The sequence below is a fragment of the Paraburkholderia sartisoli genome (assembly GCF_900107685.1).
GTDB lineage: Bacteria > Pseudomonadota > Gammaproteobacteria > Burkholderiales > Burkholderiaceae > Paraburkholderia > Paraburkholderia sartisoli.
In genome coordinates, this window is the sequence record NZ_FNRQ01000003.1 from 556013 (window position 1) to 573607 (window position 17595).

Consider the following 17595-nt stretch of genomic DNA (forward strand, 5'->3'; position numbering starts at 1 on the left):
GCGAACCGCCGGCAAACCGCACCGCCGGCCGCGAACACACAGCGCAACGCAACGCTTAAAGCGACTCGCCGAGCTGGTCGAGGATCGCCGGATTCTCCAGCGTCGACACATCCTGCGTGATCGCTTCGCCCTTCGCGAGCGAACGCAGCAGGCGGCGCATGATCTTGCCGGAGCGCGTCTTCGGCAGGTTCTCGCCGAAGCGGATGTCCTTCGGCTTCGCGATCGGGCCGATCTCCTTGCCGACCCATGCACGCAGTTCGTTCGCGATCTTCACGGCTTCCTCGCCTTGCGGACGCGCGCGCTTCAGCACGACAAACGCGCACACGGCCTCGCCCGTCGTGTCGTCGGGGCGGCCCACCACGGCTGCTTCCGCGACGAGCGGATTCGCGACCAGCGCCGACTCGATCTCCATCGTGCCGAGACGGTGCCCGGACACGTTGAGCACGTCGTCGATACGGCCCATGATCGTGAAGTACGCAGTCTCCTTGTCGCGCACCGCGCCGTCTCCCGCGAGATACAGCTTGCCGCCGAGTTCCTCGGGGAAATAGCTCTTCTGGTAGCGCTCCGGATCGCCCCACACGTTGCGCAGCATCGCGGGCCACGGGCGCTTCACGACGAGAATGCCGCCCTGCCCGTTCGGCACGTCCTGCCCGGTTTCGTCGACGACGGCCGCCATGATGCCCGGCAGCGGCAACGTGCATGAACCCGGCACGAGCGGCGTCGCGCCCGGCAGCGGCGTGATCATGTGACCGCCGGTCTCGGTCTGCCACCACGTATCGACGATCGGGCAGCGCTTGCCGCCGACGTTCTCGTGATACCACATCCATGCTTCTGGATTGATCGGCTCGCCGACCGTGCCGATGATGCGCAGCGACGACAGGTCATAACTTTTCGGATGCACTTTCGGATCGGCTTCGGAAACCTTGATCAGCGAACGGATGGCCGTGGGCGCCGTATAAAAAACGCTGACCTTGTGCCTGGCGATCATGCTCCAGAAACGGCCGGCATCCGGATACGTCGGCACACCTTCGAACACGACCTGCGTGCCGCCGAGCGCAAGCGGCCCGTACGCGATGTAGCTGTGACCCGTGACCCAGCCGATGTCGGCGGTACACCAGAACACGTCGGTGGGCTTCCAGTCGAACGTCCACTTCATGGTCTGCGCGGCCCACAGCAGATAGCCGCCGGTGCTGTGCTGCACGCCCTTGGGTTTACCCGTCGAACCGGACGTATAGAGAATGAAGAGCGGATGTTCCGCGCTCACCCATTCCGGCACGCACTGGTCCGGTTCGGCCTGCGTGAGTTCATGCATCCACAGGTCGCGCCCTTCGGTCCACGCAACCTTGCCGCCGGTACGCCGGTAGACGATCACACTCTTCACCGCTTCGCAGCCGCCCATCGCGAGCGCTTCGTCGGCGATGTTCTTGAGCGGCAACGCCTTGCCGCCGCGCATCTGTTCGTCGGACGTGACGAGCGCCACCGCGCCCACGTCGACGAGCCGTTCGTTCAGCGACTTCGACGAGAACCCGCCGAACACGACGGAATGCGTGGCGCCGATGCGCGCGCAGGCCTGCATCGCGACGATGCCTTCGACCGACATCGGCATATAGATCACGACGCGGTCGCCCTTCTTCACGCCGCGCTTTTTCAGCGCATTAGCAAAGCGCGACACGCGTTGCAGCAGGTCCTGATACGTGACGTTGGTGACCGTGCCGTCGTCGGCCTCGAAGATCACCGCGACGCGCCCGCCGTTGCCGGCTTCGACGTGACGGTCGAGGCTGTTGTACGACGCGTTCAGATCACCATCTTCGAACCAGGTGTAGAACGGCGCCTTCGATTCGTCGAGCACCTTCGTGAAGGGCTTTTTCCAGCTGAGCGTTTCACGCGCGAGACGCGCCCAGAAGCCTTCGTAATCGCGCTCCGCTTCGGCGGCGAGCACACGGTACGCGTCCATGCCGGATATGGAAGCCTGCGCCGACATGTCGGCGGATGGCGGGAAGATGCGGTGTTCCTGAAGAACCGATTCAATCGCAGACATCGACTACCCCTTCGTGAAGATGAAATCCGAAAATCCGTGCGAACGCGCCTGAAGTACACGTGCATACCCTGTCGCGTGCCGCATTGTCTCCTGCCTGTGCGCCACGTTCTTCACCTGCGTCGCACCGCATCATGCTGTTGTGCCGTGATTCATCACCGGCCACTAATAATCTGAGTCCTGTCACGATAAAGGCCGCAACTTACCGGGCACTTACGTTGACGCGACGACCCCCGCAATGGTTGCAATGTTAACTGAAGCGACCCCATGTTGGCATGGGTTTGCTGAACGGATCAGACAATTGGACATATCGACGCACCAGGGTTGAACCTGGTGCGCCCACGTCGACAGGCGACACAGCAGGCACGCATGCGTCCGACCGGCCGGTCCGTTAAACTACGCCGCGCCCTGGAGCCAGGGTGGCCCTGTCTGCTTGCGATTACCTTGCACGCACCGGCCATGATTGCCCGCACCACACGTCATATCCTCGCTTTCCGGATTTCAGCTTGAATCGCTATTGCCTGCTTCTCATCGTTTCGATGCTGCTTGTCGGCAGCAACGTCGGCATCGGCAAATCGATTGTCGCGTTCGTGCCCGTTCCACTTTTCGCGCTGTTGCGCTTCGTCATCGCGATGGCCGTGTTGTGGCCGCTTCTGCGTGTATCGAAGTTGCGTCGCGTGAAACCGGGCGAATGGCTCAACCTGTTTCTGCAGGCGCTCTTCGGCACGTTTGGCTTCACGCTGCTGATGTTGAACGGCGTGCATCGCACGAGCGCGGTCGCGGCGGGCGTCATCACGAGCACGATTCCCGCTGTCGTCGCGCTCTTTTCGTGGCTCTTTCTGAAAGAGCGCCCCGATGGCCGCGCGCTCGCTTCGATCGCGCTCGCGATCGCCGGCGTCGTGGCGATCAATCTGGCGCATGCGGGTGGAGCCGCGGACACGGCCACCGAAGGCTCGTTCGCGGGCAACCTGATGGTGCTTGGCGCGGTCTGCTGCGAATCGCTGTACGTGATCCTCTCGCGCCGCCTCACGCAGACGCTCGCGCCCATCGACATCTGCGCGTACACACATCTGTTCGGCCTCTTGCTGATGCTGCCGTTCGGCGTCACCGCGCTCGTGCATTTCGATTACGCGGGCGTGCCGGCCGGCGTCTGGTGGCTCGTGCTCTGGTACGGGCTTTCGGCCAGCATCTTCTCGTTCTGGCTGTGGATGAAAGGCATCCGCCACGTACACGGCTCGCTCGCTGGCGTGTTCAGCGCCGTGCTGCCGGTGGCGGCCGCGGGCTGGGGCATCGTGTTTCTCGGCGAGCGACCCACGCTCGCGCACGGCTTCGCGCTCGCGTGCGTCATGGCGGGCATCGCGCTCGCGAGCCTGAAGGCCAGGCGCGTGCCGCCCGTCGCGTCGTGACTGCCCGTCTTGTCCGGGTAAACCGGGAGGACGCTGTACAATAGCGCGCCTGACACGGGAGCGCGGGTGATCGCATGCGCATGCGTTGTCGCACACGGCAATGCACGCCTGACGCACACGCATCCGCAGCACTTTCACGAGCCGCATCCCCAGCAACCGCTTTCCCCATTAAAGGCGCAGCAGGAGTGATCGCGATTCGCACCCGTCCGTGCGAACCGCGACGATAAAAGCGCCCCTTGTCCCCACTGAGCTAGCCATGACCGTCATCAAACAGGAAGACCTCATCCAGAGCATCGCTGATTCGCTTCAGTACATCAGCTACTACCATCCGCTCGACTACATCCAGGCCCTTGGCCGCGCGTATGAGCTCGAAGAGAGCCCCGCCGCGAAGGACGCGATCGCGCAGATCCTGACCAACAGCCGCATGTGCGCCGAGGGCAAGCGTCCGATCTGCCAGGACACCGGCATCGTCACGATATTCGTGAAGGTCGGCATGGATGTGCGGTGGGACGGTGCGACGATGGGCGTCACCGACATGATCAACGAAGGCGTGCGCCGCGGTTATCTGAACCCGGACAACGTGCTGCGCGCGTCGATCGTGAGTCCGCCCGAAGGCGCGCGCAAGAATACGAAGGACAACACGCCGGCCGTGATCCACTACGAGATCGTGCCGGGCGACAAGGTCGACGTGCAGGTCGCGGCGAAAGGCGGCGGCTCGGAAAACAAGTCGAAGTTCGCGATGCTGAACCCGTCGGACTCGATCGTCGACTGGATTCTCAAGACCGTGCCGACGATGGGCGCAGGCTGGTGCCCGCCGGGCATGCTCGGCATCGGCATCGGCGGCACCGCCGAAAAGGCGATGGTCATGGCGAAGGAATCGCTGATGGATCCGATCGACATCCAGGACATCATCGCGCGCGGCCCGAAAGACTGGATCGAGGAACTGCGTATCGAACTGCACGAGAAGGTCAACGCGCTCGGCATCGGCGCGCAGGGTCTCGGCGGTCTCGCCACCGTGCTCGACGTGAAGATCATGGCGGCACCGACGCACGCCGCGTCGAAGCCGGTCGCGATCATCCCGAACTGCGCGGCGACGCGTCACGCGCACTTCACGCTCGACGGCTCGGGCGTGGCGAAGCTCGAAGCGCCCTCGCTCGACGCATGGCCGAAAGTGCAGTGGGAACCGGACACGGAAAAGAGCCAGCGCGTCGACCTGAACACGCTGACGCAGGAAGAAGTCGCATCGTGGAAGCCGGGCCAGACGCTTCTGCTGTCGGGCAAGATGTTGACGGGCCGCGACGCGGCTCACAAGCGCATCGCCGACATGCTCGCGAAGGGCGAAAAGCTGCCGGTCGATTTCACCAACCGCGTGATCTATTACGTCGGCCCGGTCGATCCGGTACGCGACGAAGCCGTGGGCCCGGCAGGACCGACCACCGCGACGCGCATGGACAAATTCACCGAGACCATGCTTTCACAAACAGGTCTCATTTCGATGATCGGTAAAGCGGAACGCGGCCCGGTTGCGATTGAGGCGATCAGGAAGCACAAGGCAGCCTATCTGATGGCAGTGGGCGGCGCGGCGTATCTGGTGTCGAAGGCCATTCGCAGCGCGAAGGTGCTGGCATTCGAAGACCTCGGCATGGAAGCCATCTACGAGTTCGACGTGCAGGACATGCCAGTGACCGTTGCGGTCGATTCGTCGGGTACGTCGGTACACCAGACCGGCCCGAAGGAATGGCAGGCGAAGATCGGCAAGATCCCTGTCGCCACGGTTTGAGCGTCACGATGCGTTGATCAGGCCAGGGTCCTGTGCCCTGGCTTTTTCATTTGACGCAGCGCTGCAGCACTGCAACGCGAATGGCGCCTTGAAAGATCAACACGCACAGGTACGTCCTTGGCTTTTTCGGTCATGGCGTTTATTGTTGAAAGAATCAGAATCCCGAGCCCCATAAGGAAAAAATCATGCAAGGCGACAAGAAGGTCATCGAATATCTGAACTCGCAACTGAAAAACGAGCTGACGGCGATCAACCAGTACTTCCTGCACGCGCGGATGTACAAGCACTGGGGCCTCGACAAGCTCGGCAAGCATGAATACGACGAATCGATCGGCGAAATGAAACACGCCGACCTGCTGATCGAACGCATCTTCGTGCTCGACGGCCTGCCCAATCTCCAGGACCTGCACAAGCTGCTGATCGGCGAGGAAACGAAAGAGATCCTCGAATGCGATCTGAAGCTCGAACATATCTCGCAAGCCACCTGCAAGGAAGCTATTGTGTATTGCGAATCCGTTCGCGATTTCATCTCGCGTGAAATCTTCACGACGATTCTCGACGACACCGAAGAGCACATCGACTGGCTGGAAACGCAAATCGATCTCATTGACAAGGTCGGCATCCAGAACTACCAGCAATCCGGCATGGGATCGTTCGAGTCCTGATCCTGATAAAGTGACGCCATTCCGTTCGCGCGGCACGCATCGGCGCCGGTGCGAACGGCAACGGCTCCGGCCTCGCCTGTTTGCAGAACCTGTCTGTTACGGGATCGTCCGCCGGTTCGCTCACTGTAGAGTTCGTTTTCCCGCCCGCCTCCCCGTTCGCATATGACCGCACCGCAGGACGTTTCTTCGCGCATGACCGCCGCCGCGGCATCCGGCGGCACGGCATCCGGTTCACATCCTGCTTCCGCTTCTGCTGCTCCCCCGACGCCATTGCCGCTGTCTTCGGTACACGCGCCCGTTGGCATCTTCGATTCAGGGCTCGGCGGCCTTTCCGTGCTGCGTGCGGTGCGCGCGCAGTTGCCGGGCGAAGCGCTCGTCTATGTGGCCGATTCGCTGTACGCGCCGTACGGTGAACGCGACGACGATTTCATCGCCGACCGCACGCTCGCCATCGGACAATGGCTCGTCAAGCAGGGCGCGAAAGTGCTGATCGTCGCGTGCAACACGGCTACCGCGCAGTCGATCGCGCTCGTGCGCGAGCGGCTGCCGATTCCGCTGATCGGCGTCGAACCCGGCGTGAAACCGGCCGCGCTGCAATCGAAGACGCGAATCGCGGGCGTGCTCGCCACGCAGGTGACGCTGCGCAGCGCCCGTTTCCAGGACCTGCTGCAACGCCACGCCGCCGACTGCCGCTTTCTGTGCCAGCCCGGTCACGGCCTCGTGCAGGCGGTCGAACGCTGCGATGTCGGTTCGGCCGAGTTGCGCGCGCTGCTGAAAAGCTATCTGCAACCGATGCTCGATGAAGGCGCCGACACGCTGGTGCTCGGTTGCACGCACTATCCGTTCCTCGACGCCGCGATCCGCGACATCGTCGGCGACCGGCTGACGCTGATCGATACCAGCGTCGCCATCGCGCGCCAGCTCGAGCGCGTGCTCGACCAGCACGGCCTGCGCGCCGCCAGCAACACCAAACCCGTGGTCGCGCCCCGCTTTTTCTCGACCAGCGACGGCGCCCATCTGCAGCAGCTCGCCGAAACGCTCCTCCATCTCGCCGCGCCGGTCGAACACGCGCATATCCCGTCGCGCCGCACCGCCGCGCCTGACGCACAGGCCGTCTGAACCTCCGCGAGGCCGCCAGGCGCCCGTCTGGCGGCTCCAGCGCGCGCTTTTCCGCCCCCTTCTCCCTTTCCGACGGCAGCCGGAAACCCTCCTAACAGGCTGGTTTTGTTACAAAAATCCGGATATGGCGCTTGCCAAACGGGCCAAACATAATGATAATAATTCGCATTAACGTTAGCTATCGCACCACACCATGATCGTCTGCGTATGCAAGTCTGTTTCCGACCGGAAAATCCGCGCCAGCATCGCGGAAGGCGTCGATTCGTTCGATGAGCTCCAGTTCGAACTGGGCGTTGCGAGCTGTTGCGGCAAATGTGAAGAATCCGTGCGCGACGTCATGGCGCAAAGCGGTGTGTGCGCAAGCCGCTGCGGCGTGGAGCATCATGCGCAACCGGTGCCGCTGACGTTCTACGAACGCAAAGCTGCCTGATCGTGCGGGCGCGCGCGGCCCTGCCCGCCTCGTGTCCCGCCATCGTCTGTTGTTTCGATCCACCCGCCGTCAGCAAGCCAGTCACGACAACAGCCAGCTACCGCTCACCCTGTAACAGGAGTTCGAGATGGAATTGCTGATCGGTTTTCTGACTACACTGTGCATCTCATTGCTGATCTTCCGAAAATGACGTTGTTTCGCCCGCAGCATTGCGTCGGCGGCACGTCCGATGCCGTCTGGCTCCGCTAACATGCAGGCTTCGTATAACCTCCCAGCCGGCCTTTCGCCGACCCGGTCCGCCCGCTTCAGTCCCCGCGTCGTCACGGCGACCGCCATTGTCGTCGGGGTGCATGCCGCACTGCTCGTGGCCGTCCTGATCGCCCGCGACGAGCCGGTGCCGCGCGCACTCGAATCGCGCACGATCACCGCCGAACTGCTGAGCCCGGCGCCCGTCGCCGCGCCGGTCGCGATCCAGTCGGTGCCGACGCCGCCCCAACCCACGCCGCCCGTGCCGCACCTGAAACCGAAAGTCCAGCCGCGCCCGGTGTCCAAACCGGCGCCGACGCCGTTGCCGGAAGCCACCGCGCCCTCGCAGCACGAGATCGCCACGCCGCAGCCCGCGCCGCCGGCACCCGCCGCGCCTGCCACACCGGCACCCGCGCCGGCCGAAGCGGCCGCGCCCGCGACCGGCAAGCCGACGATGGCACTTTCCGCACCGAAGAACGTCGCCCATCTGGATTGCAGCATCGCGCAGCCCGATTACCCGGTGCTGTCGAAACGCCGCAATGAAACCGGCACGGCGATGGTCAAGTTCGTCGTCGGGCTGACCGGCAAGATCGAAAACATCGAGTTGAAGAAGAGCAGTGGTTTCGGCCGCCTCGACGATGCCGCGCTCGCCGCGATGCGCGGCAGTTCGTGCAAGCCCTACATCGAAAACGGCGAAGCGATCCGCGCGACCTATACCCAGCCTTTCTCATTCAGCCTGACCGACTGATCCAGATTTTCACAAAGGAATTGCAATGCAAAACTACGGTATCGCCCACGTATGGGCGCAAGGGGATTTTGTGACGCGCGGCATCGCGCTCACGCTCGTGATCATGTCGGTGTTGTCGTGGACGGTTATCGTCATCAAGAGCTGGAACGTCATGCGTCTGAACCGTCTGACGAAGAACGCCGAACAGGCGTTCTGGCATTCGGACGACCTTGCTGACGGCGTGAAGAAGCTCGGCGCGCACGCATCGACGCCGCAGGACAATCCGTTCCTCGCGCTCGCGCTGGCGGGCCAGGAAGCCGCCGATCACCATCATCAGACGCAGCCGCACCTGCACGACCGCATGGACGTGTCCGACTGGGTCACGCGCTGCCTGAAAGACACGATGGACGAAAGCATCGCGCGCATGCAGAGCGGCCTTGCGGTGCTGGCGTCGATCGGCAGCACCGCGCCGTTCGTGGGGCTCTTCGGCACGGTGTGGGGCATCTATCACGCGCTGCTGGCGATCGGCGCGTCGGGTCAGTCGTCGATCGACCAGGTCGCGGGCCCGGTCGGCGAAGCGCTGATCATGACCGCGTTCGGCCTGTTCGTCGCGATTCCGGCGGTGCTCGGCTACAACGCGCTGACGCGCGCGAACAAGGCCGTCGTGAGCAAGCTGAGCCGTTTCGCGCATGGCCTGCACGCGTTCTTCGTGACGGGCGCGCGCCTGTCGTCGAGCAAGCGCGGCGACGGCCTGCGTCTTGCCACGCGCACCCACTGAGCGAGGCATTCCCATGGCCATGAGCCCCTTTGCCGGCGACGATGAAGATGGTCTGATGAATGAGATCAACATGACGCCGCTCGTCGACGTCATGCTGGTTCTCCTGATCGTTTTCATGGTCACGATTCCGGTGATCCGCCACGCGGTGAAGATCGACCTGCCGCACGCGAGCAGCCAGAAAGAAGAGACGAAGCCCGCGCAGGTCACCGTCAACGTGCTGGCTGACGGCACCGTTCTGTGGGACGACACGCCCGTCAGCGACGACGCGTTGCGCGCGAGGATCGCAGCCGCCGCGCAGGTCACGCCGCAGCCCGAACTGCACCTGAATGCGGACCGCAAGGTCGCGTATGAAAAGGTCGCCGACGTGATGTCCGCGGCACAGGCCGGCGGCCTGACGAAGATCGGCTTCGTCACGGAGCCGAAGAAGTAACGCGCTGCTTATTCGCAGGGTCCGGGAGCAGAAAACCCCTGTATTGAAGAGCTAAACGCGACGGACAAAGTAAAAGGCCTTCATCGTCAGATGAAGGCCTTTTTTTGTGCGCACTCGGCGCCTTCGGGCGGCGGGATCACTTGCCATGAGAATAGCCGGAGTCACCGCATGCGACAGCCGTGGTCGACACGGACAGCGCGCTCAGCCCTATCAGGCTCGCTATGATAGCGGCCATGAGTTTTCGCATAAGAGACTCCTTAGCGAAGGGATTTCACTATAGGCCCGTCGGCGCGCGCATTCAAGCAAACGGCCATTGAAAGTACCGATCACTGCCCACGCTTAAATGCCAAAAGCGATATCAGCCGTTCCGGGCACGTCCGCTGCTTTCAGCACGCGCCGCTCGGGCCGGCTATCCGGACACTCCCTCATGACGTACGCGCCGTTCTGCTCATCGAGCATCTCGACCAGATAGTCGACGAACGCGCGCACGGCCGGCACCATCCCCTGCCGCGAGACGAACACGGCGTAGAGCTGCGGCGTCGGCAGCGTCCACCCGGGCATCACCGGCGAAAGTTTGCCCGAGCGTAACGCCGCGCCGTACATCATCTCCGGCAACGCGGCGATACCCACGCCGGCCATCACGGCTTCGAGCAGCATCATCAGGTCGGCGCTGACGAGACGCGGCTCGTGTTCGTGCAGATGACGCGTGCCATCGGGCGCGATCAGCGTGAACACGTGGCGACCGTCGTTGCTCGGCGTATCGAGCGTCTCGAAGCGCGTGAGGTCGGCCGGTTCCAGCGGCGGCGCATTCTGGTTCAGGAGGCTCGGCGCGCCGACCAGCATCTGCTGCGTGCGCCACAGCGGCCGCACGACGATGTTGGCGCTTTGCGGCGGCTCCGAGCGCACGCGCAACGCGACGTCGATCGAATCCTCGTACAGGTCGACGACGCGGTTCGTCACCCGCATCACGACGCGCACTTCCGGATAGCGATGCATGAACTCGGGCATGATTTCGGAGAGGATCGTCTGCGAGATCGTGACCGGCACGCTCACGCGAACCGTGCCGCGCGGCGACGAACGCAACTGCTGGACCACGTTGACGGCCGCCTGCGCTTCCGCGAGCATCGCCTGGCAATGCTGGTAGAACAGCTGGCCGGCCTCCGTGAGCGCCAGCTTGCGCGTCGAGCGCTGCAGCAGGCGCACGCCGAGCGACGCCTCGAGTTCGGTCAGACGGCGCGACAGGCGCGACTTCGAAATGCCGAGCACCCGCTCCGCCGCCGAGAATCCCCCGTGCTCGACGACCTGCGAGAAGTACATCAGGTCGTTCAGGTTATGCGAGTCGATCTTCATTTCATCGTTCCACTCATAGAACAATCCATTGCGAGACGGCGGCTGGCACCGCGAAAATGCGTCCCTATAATAGCGCTATGTTTCAAAAATGATGCTATTCCCCATTTTTCGAGGTGACTTTGATGAGCACGACACGCACGATCGAACGCACGTATCCCGCGCTTCGCACGACCGAGGGCGGCGGCTTCATCGTCCATCGCCCGTTTCCGACCCGCATGCTGATGGATTTCGATCCGTTCCTGCTGCTCGACGAGATGGGTCCCGTCGACTACGCACCCGGCGAGGCGAAAGGCGCGCCGGATCATCCGCATCGCGGCTTCGAAACCGTCACGTACGTGCTCGAAGGCGAATTCGGCCACAAGGATTCCGCAGGCCACTCGGGCACGCTGCGCAAGGGCGACGTGCAATGGATGACGGCCGGCGCGGGCGTCGTGCATAGCGAGATGCCCGATCCGTCGTTCGTCGCCACGGGCGGCCGTGTGCATGGCCTGCAGGTGTGGGTGAACCTGCCGCGCCGCGACAAGATGATCGCGCCGCGTTATCAGGACATGCCGTCGGCGAGCATTCCGGTCGCGACTTCGGCGGATGGCAACGTGCGCGTGAAGGTGATCGCCGGCGAGGCGCTCGGTGTGAAGGCGCCGATCGAAACGCGCACGCCGATCCTGTATCAGCATTTCACGCTGCAACCGGGCGCGAGCATCGTGCATCCGGTGCCGCGCGATTTCCGCGTGTTCGCGTACGGGCTGTCGGGCAAGGGCCTGTACGGCGAAGCGCGGCGCGTGGCCGACGCGCGCACGATGGTCGTCTTCGGCGACGACGGCGACACCGTGACGCTCGCGGCCGGTGACGAACCGCTAGACGTCCTGCTGCTGGGCGGCGTGCCGCTCAACGAACCGGTGGTGCGTTACGGTCCGTTCGTGATGAACACCGAAGACGAAATCCGTCAGGCGGTCACCGACTACCAGGCCGGCCGGATGGGACAGATCACGCATTGATCGCGGCGGCGCACGCGGCATCCTCGCCCGTGCTGTCCTGCGCCCGTCCGTCGCCGCACCTTCCCGACGGTGCTTTGGCGCCGTCGGGAAGGCGTGCGGCGCGAAGCTTCGCAAATTCGTTCACAATAACGGCTCATGTCGCGCGACGCGTGTTGTGCGCGGCGTCCAACCGTTTTCCCGCAGGAGATCGCATGGTAGAGCCCGCAGTCACCGCCCACATTGGTTCGACGAATTTCCAGGTCTTGCTGGACGACGGCGCCCACACATGGATCGCCGACGAGCCTGAATCACTCGGCGGCGGCGATCGCGGTCCCGGGCCCGTTTCGCTGCTGCTGTCGAGCCTCGGCGCGTGTACGTCGATCACGCTGAAGATGTACGCACAGCGCAAGGGCTGGCCGCTCGCCGACGTGCGCGTGACGCTGTCGATCGAAACCGGCGACGAAGGCACGACGATCGATCGCAAGGTCACGCTCGAAGGCGACCTCTCCGGCGAGCAGCGGGAACGGCTCTTGCAAATTGCCAATGCGTGTCCGGTACACAAGATCCTGACGCGTCCGATCGCGGTGCGCACCGGACTCACCGCAGCCTGATACCTGTGCGCGACCGGCGTCGGTTGTCGATGCCGGTCGCGCAGCGCCTTAAGAGGAAGCCGTCGTTTTGAATTTCGAACACCTGATCCAGATCAACGACCCGTTGAACCCGTTCGTTGAAACCATGACCCGCGAGCAGTTGTGGGAAGGTCTCGTGCTACGCGCCGAACAGCCGCAGCTCTTCGTGCTGGGTCTCGACAGTTGCACGATCCTCTCGCGTACGGACAGCGTGCTCGAACGTGAACTGCATTACGGCGAGGCGACCGTGCGCGACCGCGTCACGCTCACGGCGAGCGAGAGCGTGCGTTACGACATTCTCCCGACGCAATCCTATGTCGGCGGATCGCTCACGATGTCGATCGAGCAGCCCGATAACCTGCAGCTATTCCTGCGCTTCAAATACGAAACCACGCTGCCGGCCGCCGATACCGAAGACGAGCGCACCACCAGCGAAATCGTGAAATCGGCCTATCGCGAGTCGGACATCGACACGGTTCGCCTCATCCGTCAATACGTACAGGGCGGCGCCCAGGCGCCAGGCCAGCTGCACTGATTCCATCGCGCGCATATGCGACGGCTCGGTATGGCCGTCGCGTTGCCCGCTTCTTTCTCCCGCGTTGCCAGACCGCCGGCCAGTAAAACCTGTACCCGCCCGTGAAACGTGATACGACGCTTCCCTGATCGGGCGTTGCTACTGCGAGACACGCGTCACGCGTGGCCCGCGGCAAGCCTGTAGTCCGACAATCTGAATACCTCGACGGTCGCCTTCAGGTCGCGCCCCTGTTCCTCAAGCGACTGCGCGGCGGCCGCCGCTTCTTCGACGAGCGCGGCATTCTGCTGGGTCACTTCGTCCATCTGCGTGACCGCCAGTGCAACCTGCTCGATACCGCTTTGCTGGTCGGCTGAAGCAGCGGATATCTCGCTCATGATATCGGTCACGCGCCGCACGCTCGTATCGATCTCCTTCATCCGCTGGCCGGCCTCCTCGACCAGCACACTTCCGGCACGCACACGTTCAGCGGACGTTTCGATCAGCTCCCTGATTTCCTTTGCCGCGGACGACGAGCGTTGTGCAAGTGTGCGCACTTCTCCCGCGACCACGGCGAAGCCGCGGCCTTGTTCTCCGGCCCGCGCAGCCTCGACCGCTGCGTTGAGCGCGAGGATGTTGGTCTGGAATGCAATGCCTTCGATGATCGCGATGATGTCCCCGATCTTTGTCGAACTCTGGCTGATCTCCGCCATCGTGGTGACAACCCGGCTCACGACTGCGTTACCCCGCTCGGCCGTGCCGACGGCGCTCGACGCCAGCGTGCCGGCGTGTCGCGCGTTGTCGGTGTTCTGCCTCACCGTGCCGGTCAACTCTTCCATACTGGCCGCCGTCTCTTCGAGCGACGCCGCCTGTTGCTCCGTGCGCTGCGACAGGTCGAGATTGCCCGACGCAATCTGGCTCGACGCCGTACCGATACTTCCGGCCGCGGCGCGGATGCGCTGAACGATGCCCTCCAGCGAGCGGCTCATCGCGAGGATGGATCCCATCAGTTCGCCGAATTCATCGACGCGGGTCACCGTCAGCTCCGCGCTCAGATCCCCTTGCGCGATTCTCGCCGCCAGTTGATTGACTTCGAGCAAAGGCCTGCGGATCGACCGGATCAGTGCAGCCGCACCCGCCAGCACGCTCAGTGCGAGAGCGACAAACAATATCGCCGCGGTCGCCACGATGATGTATCGCTGGCGTGCGAAATCTGCCTGGGCCGCTGCCAGTTGCTGCTCCTGCAGTTCGACGAATGTCCCTATCGCGTGGCCGTAAGCAGTCTGAACCGGCATGTATTGTTCGTTCAACATGGCAAGCGCCGCCGATTTTCCGGCGTCGGTGGATCGCAGCGCCACGACTTTGTCCCGGGTTGCCAGCACCTGCTTGCGCAATCCGGCGATCGTGTCTAGCTGCTTCCGGTCCGCGGCGGTGTGTGCGAGCGTGGCGATCGTCTTCTGCACCGCGGCGATCCGGGAAATCGTCGCGACGTTGTCCTTGCTGAAGACATCGGATAAAGCGGGATCGGCGCTGATAATCATTGCCTGTGTGCGCAATGCCGCGGTGTCCGCGAGCTTCGACCAGGCATAAGCCGCGGTGACTTTCGCTGACAGCAGCTTCAGCGAGCTCTCCCGCTGCTCCTCCATGCTCGCGAAGCGCCACATCGACAAGCCAACGATGCTGAAAATCAGCATCAGCAGCAGCGCAGTTGAAATCCAGAGTTTGGTGGCGAGTTTCATACAACCCTTGTTCTATGAGTTATCGCGGTAGCTACAACTGCGTTCAGGCAAGCCCGCTCGATTTGTTACGGCCGGATTGCCGGCAGGACGCGCTGTCGGAGACGGGCAATATGTCGCGCGAGGCCGGTGCCCCGATGGCCTGCGATGCGCCGGGCGGGCTTTATGAGCGGCCCGTGCGACGAGACGGTTCATTCGCGGACACGCTCTCACGATGACGCTTTCCGCACGCACGTATCCGCGACGCCGGCCTGGCGAGGGGCGCCGCGCACATCTGAATGCCGCAAGGCGGCTTCATGGCTGTGTGATTACGGCGAGGGTCGTTCGCTCAAGCCGGCTCCATGCCGTGACGAAGCTTCGCTGCATCGGCCTGCGGCGAGGCGAGAAACGACAGCAGCGCCTTTGCCACATCTTTCTGCCTGGATGCCGTGCAGACGGCCGCCGAAAAAACCGTGACGATCTGGATTTCAGGCGGCAGCGGTCCGGGCACATCGATGCCCGCCACGTGCATCAACTCGCTCGACTGCTGGAAACCGAGCTCGACGTCCCCGCGCGCGACGAGCGTGCCCACCGGAACGCCGGGCGGTGCCTGCACGATGCGCGGCGCGATGGTCCCGGCGATCCCCCAGCGCTCGAACAGCCGGCTCAGGTACACCCCGCTCGGGCCCGTCGAATAGCCGATGCTGCGTGCGGCCAGTATCGCGTCGCGAACCGCCGCTTCACTGCTGATGTCGGGCCACGACACACCAGCCGCCACCGCGACCGACACGCCCGAACGGGCCACGTCAACCCGGCCTTCGGAATCGATCCGGCCGGCTTCGGCGAGCCTGTCGAGTGCGTCGGCCGCCAGCACGACGACGTCGAACGGCTCGCCCTCCTGGACGCGCCGGGCAGCGGCGACGCCGCCCACCGATTCGATGATCACCGATCGCCCCGACTGCCGCTCGTATTCCGGGATCAGTTCGGCCAGCATCCCGCGCGTGGCCATCGAGGAAATGCCGGTGACCGGCTCATGCATGGTTTGACCGATGGCCATGTTCTTCGCCTTCTCAGTCGATATAGCGCAGGCCCGCCTGCTGCAACGGCTCACGCATGCTGTACATGTCCAGACCTAGCACGCCCGAAGCCAGCTTCGCACGCTTCTGGCCTTCGATCGCCTCGCGCGCCACGGCCTTCTCGAGCACCGTGTGCGCCCATGCAGCGGGCACCACGACCACGCCATCGTCATCCGCGACGACGACGTCGCCCGGGCTCACCAGCGCCCCGGCGCACACCACCGGGATATTCACCGAGCCGAGCGTCGCCTTGACGGTGCCCTTCGCGGACACCGCCTTGCTCCACACCGGAAACCGCATCGCGGCCAGCTCGCTGATGTCGCGCACACCGCCGTCGATGATGAGCCCGCGTGCGCCGCGCGCCTTGAAGCTCGTCGCGAGCAGATCGCCGAAGTAGCCGTCGGTGCAGTCCGTGGTGACCGCCGCCACGACGATGTCGCCCGGCTGGATCTGCTCGGCCGCGACGTGCAGCATCCAGTTGTCGCCCGGTTGCAGCAGCACCGTGACGGCCGTGCCGCCCGTGCGCGCGCCGGCGTAGATCGGGCGCATATAGGGCTTGAGCAGGCCGACACGGCCCATCGCCTCGTGGACGGTGGCCGAACCGAGCGCGCCGAGCTTCGTGGCGACGTCGCCGTCCGCGCGTTCGATGTTGCGATACACCACACCAAGTTCATACATGATCAAAGCCCCTTCGTTTTCAGTGCTGCGTCGAGGCGCGGATACACGCGACGCGCATTGCCCTCGTAGATCTTGTAACGCTCGTCCGCATCGACATGCGCGGCCTCGATATAGCGCTTCGTGTCGTCGAAATAGTGGCCCGTCTGCGGATCGATGCCGCGCACCGCGCCGATCATCTCGCTGGCGAAGAGGATGTTGTCGACCGGAATGACACGCGTGAGCAGGTCGATACCCGGCTGGTGATAGACGCACGTATCGAAGAAGACGTTGTTCAGCAGATGGTCCTTCAGCAGCGGCTTCTTGAGCTCCTGCGCGAGGCCGCGAAAGCGTCCCCAGTGATAGGGCACCGCACCGCCGCCGTGCGGGATCACGAAGCGCAGCGTGGGGAAGTCGCGAAACAGGTCGGAGGTCAGGCACTGCATGAACGCGGTCGTATCCGCGTTCAGGTAATGGGCGCCCGTGGTGTGAAAGCACGCGTTGCAGCTCGTGCTCACGTGGATCATCGCGGGGATGTCGTACTCGACCATCTTCTCGTAGACCGGGTACCAGTAGCGATCCGACAGCGGCGGGCTCGTCCAGTGTCCGCCCGACGGGTCCGGGTTGAGGTTGATCGCGACGTTGCCGTACTGCTCCACGCATCTGACGAGTTCGGGAATGCAGGTGGCGACGTCCACGCCGGGGCTTTGCGGCAGCATCGCGGCGGGCACGAAGTGCTCGGGAAACAGCTGGCTCACGCGGTAACACAGCTCGTTGCAGATCGCGGCCCACGTGCTCGAGACCTGGAAGTCGCCGATGTGATGCGCCATGAAGCTCGCGCGCGGGCTGAAGATGGTCAGGTCGAGGCCGCGCTCGCGCATGAGCTTCAGCTGGTTGCTTTCGATCGACTCGCACAGCGCGTCGTCGCTGATCTGCAGCTCGGAGACCTTCGGCGTCTCCGAAGGACTGCCGATGCCCGCGATCTGGCGGTTGCGCCACGCCTCCAGCGCTTTTGGCGCGGTGGTGTAGTGGCCGTGAATATCGATGATCATCGTCGCTCCTGACAACTG

At 63.9% G+C, this 17595-nt stretch carries 17 protein-coding genes; 11 read left to right on the top strand and 6 right to left on the bottom strand.

The genetic code is table 11. The features are described from left to right. Positions 1-55 precede the first annotated feature (55 nt). Positions 56-2038, bottom strand: coding sequence for an acetate--CoA ligase (gene acs, locus BLV45_RS13805; protein WP_090533799.1), 1983 nt, complete (start codon positions 2036-2038; stop codon positions 56-58). A 503-nt stretch (positions 2039-2541) separates the two neighbouring features. On the opposite strand from acs, the gene BLV45_RS13810 reads away from it, so the two are divergent. The 8 genes from BLV45_RS13810 to BLV45_RS13845 all read left to right on the top strand — a co-directional run bounded on the left by BLV45_RS13810 (position 2542) and on the right by BLV45_RS13845 (position 9616). Beyond that, positions 2542-3441 (top strand): DMT family transporter, encoded by a 900-nt coding sequence (locus BLV45_RS13810; protein ID WP_090533801.1) that lies wholly within the window; start codon positions 2542-2544, stop codon positions 3439-3441. 256 nt (positions 3442-3697) lie between these two features. After that, complete coding sequence (locus tag BLV45_RS13815) at positions 3698-5221, top strand: fumarate hydratase (RefSeq protein ID WP_090533803.1); 1524 nt, start codon at positions 3698-3700, stop codon at positions 5219-5221. A gap of 185 nt (positions 5222-5406) precedes the next feature. Beyond that, the gene (gene bfr / locus BLV45_RS13820) at positions 5407-5886 is read left to right on the top strand and encodes a bacterioferritin (RefSeq protein WP_090533805.1); all 480 of its coding nucleotides are present in this window, start codon (positions 5407-5409) and stop codon (positions 5884-5886) included. A 192-nt stretch (positions 5887-6078) separates the two neighbouring features. Continuing rightward, a complete protein-coding gene (murI, locus tag BLV45_RS13825; protein ID WP_090533807.1) occupies positions 6079-7005 on the top strand; it encodes a glutamate racemase in 927 nt (308 codons plus the stop codon). A 193-nt stretch (positions 7006-7198) separates the two neighbouring features. Beyond that, positions 7199-7435 carry a (2Fe-2S)-binding protein gene (locus tag BLV45_RS13830; RefSeq protein WP_090533809.1) on the top strand — a complete coding sequence of 79 codons (237 nt, stop codon included), beginning with the start codon at positions 7199-7201 and terminating at the stop codon, positions 7433-7435. Positions 7436-7685: 250 nt separating this feature from the next. Beyond that, complete coding sequence (locus tag BLV45_RS13835; protein ID WP_090533811.1) at positions 7686-8429, top strand: energy transducer TonB; 744 nt, start codon at positions 7686-7688, stop codon at positions 8427-8429. A 25-nt stretch (positions 8430-8454) separates the two neighbouring features. Beyond that, positions 8455-9186: a MotA/TolQ/ExbB proton channel family protein gene (locus BLV45_RS13840; protein ID WP_090533813.1), complete on the top strand. Its 732-nt coding sequence runs from the start codon at positions 8455-8457 to the stop codon at positions 9184-9186. A 13-nt stretch (positions 9187-9199) separates the two neighbouring features. Further along, positions 9200-9616, top strand: coding sequence for an ExbD/TolR family protein (locus BLV45_RS13845; protein ID WP_090533814.1), 417 nt, complete (start codon positions 9200-9202; stop codon positions 9614-9616). A gap of 339 nt (positions 9617-9955) precedes the next feature. Here BLV45_RS13845 and BLV45_RS13850 read toward each other — a convergent pair whose 3' ends face one another. Continuing rightward, positions 9956-10966, bottom strand: a complete 1011-nt coding sequence (locus BLV45_RS13850; RefSeq protein WP_090533816.1) for a LysR family transcriptional regulator — start codon at positions 10964-10966, stop codon at positions 9956-9958. 122 nt (positions 10967-11088) lie between these two features. On the opposite strand from BLV45_RS13850, the gene BLV45_RS13855 reads away from it, so the two are divergent. The 3 genes from BLV45_RS13855 to BLV45_RS13865 all read left to right on the top strand — a co-directional run bounded on the left by BLV45_RS13855 (position 11089) and on the right by BLV45_RS13865 (position 13104). Then, entirely contained in the window at positions 11089-11961 is an 873-nt protein-coding gene (locus BLV45_RS13855; RefSeq protein ID WP_090533818.1) for a pirin family protein, read from the top strand. A gap of 191 nt (positions 11962-12152) precedes the next feature. Further along, positions 12153-12551, top strand: coding sequence for an OsmC family protein (locus tag BLV45_RS13860; protein ID WP_090533820.1), 399 nt, complete (start codon positions 12153-12155; stop codon positions 12549-12551). A gap of 67 nt (positions 12552-12618) precedes the next feature. Continuing rightward, the gene (locus tag BLV45_RS13865; protein WP_090533822.1) at positions 12619-13104 is read left to right on the top strand and encodes an SRPBCC family protein; all 486 of its coding nucleotides are present in this window, start codon (positions 12619-12621) and stop codon (positions 13102-13104) included. A 155-nt stretch (positions 13105-13259) separates the two neighbouring features. Here the strand turns inward: BLV45_RS13865 and BLV45_RS28080 are convergent, their stop codons facing one another. From BLV45_RS28080 to BLV45_RS13885, 4 genes are all read right to left on the bottom strand, one after another. Beyond that, a complete protein-coding gene (locus BLV45_RS28080) occupies positions 13260-14819 on the bottom strand; it encodes a methyl-accepting chemotaxis protein (protein ID WP_090533825.1) in 1560 nt (519 codons plus the stop codon). A gap of 325 nt (positions 14820-15144) precedes the next feature. Next, a complete protein-coding gene (locus BLV45_RS13875) occupies positions 15145-15852 on the bottom strand; it encodes a substrate-binding domain-containing protein (RefSeq protein ID WP_245753236.1) in 708 nt (235 codons plus the stop codon). A gap of 13 nt (positions 15853-15865) precedes the next feature. Further along, positions 15866-16549 carry a 4-carboxy-4-hydroxy-2-oxoadipate aldolase/oxaloacetate decarboxylase gene (ligK, locus tag BLV45_RS13880; protein WP_090533827.1) on the bottom strand — a complete coding sequence of 228 codons (684 nt, stop codon included), beginning with the start codon at positions 16547-16549 and terminating at the stop codon, positions 15866-15868. Positions 16550-16551: 2 nt separating this feature from the next. After that, positions 16552-17577 carry an amidohydrolase family protein gene (locus BLV45_RS13885; RefSeq protein ID WP_090533830.1) on the bottom strand — a complete coding sequence of 342 codons (1026 nt, stop codon included), beginning with the start codon at positions 17575-17577 and terminating at the stop codon, positions 16552-16554. Positions 17578-17595 lie beyond the last annotated feature (18 nt).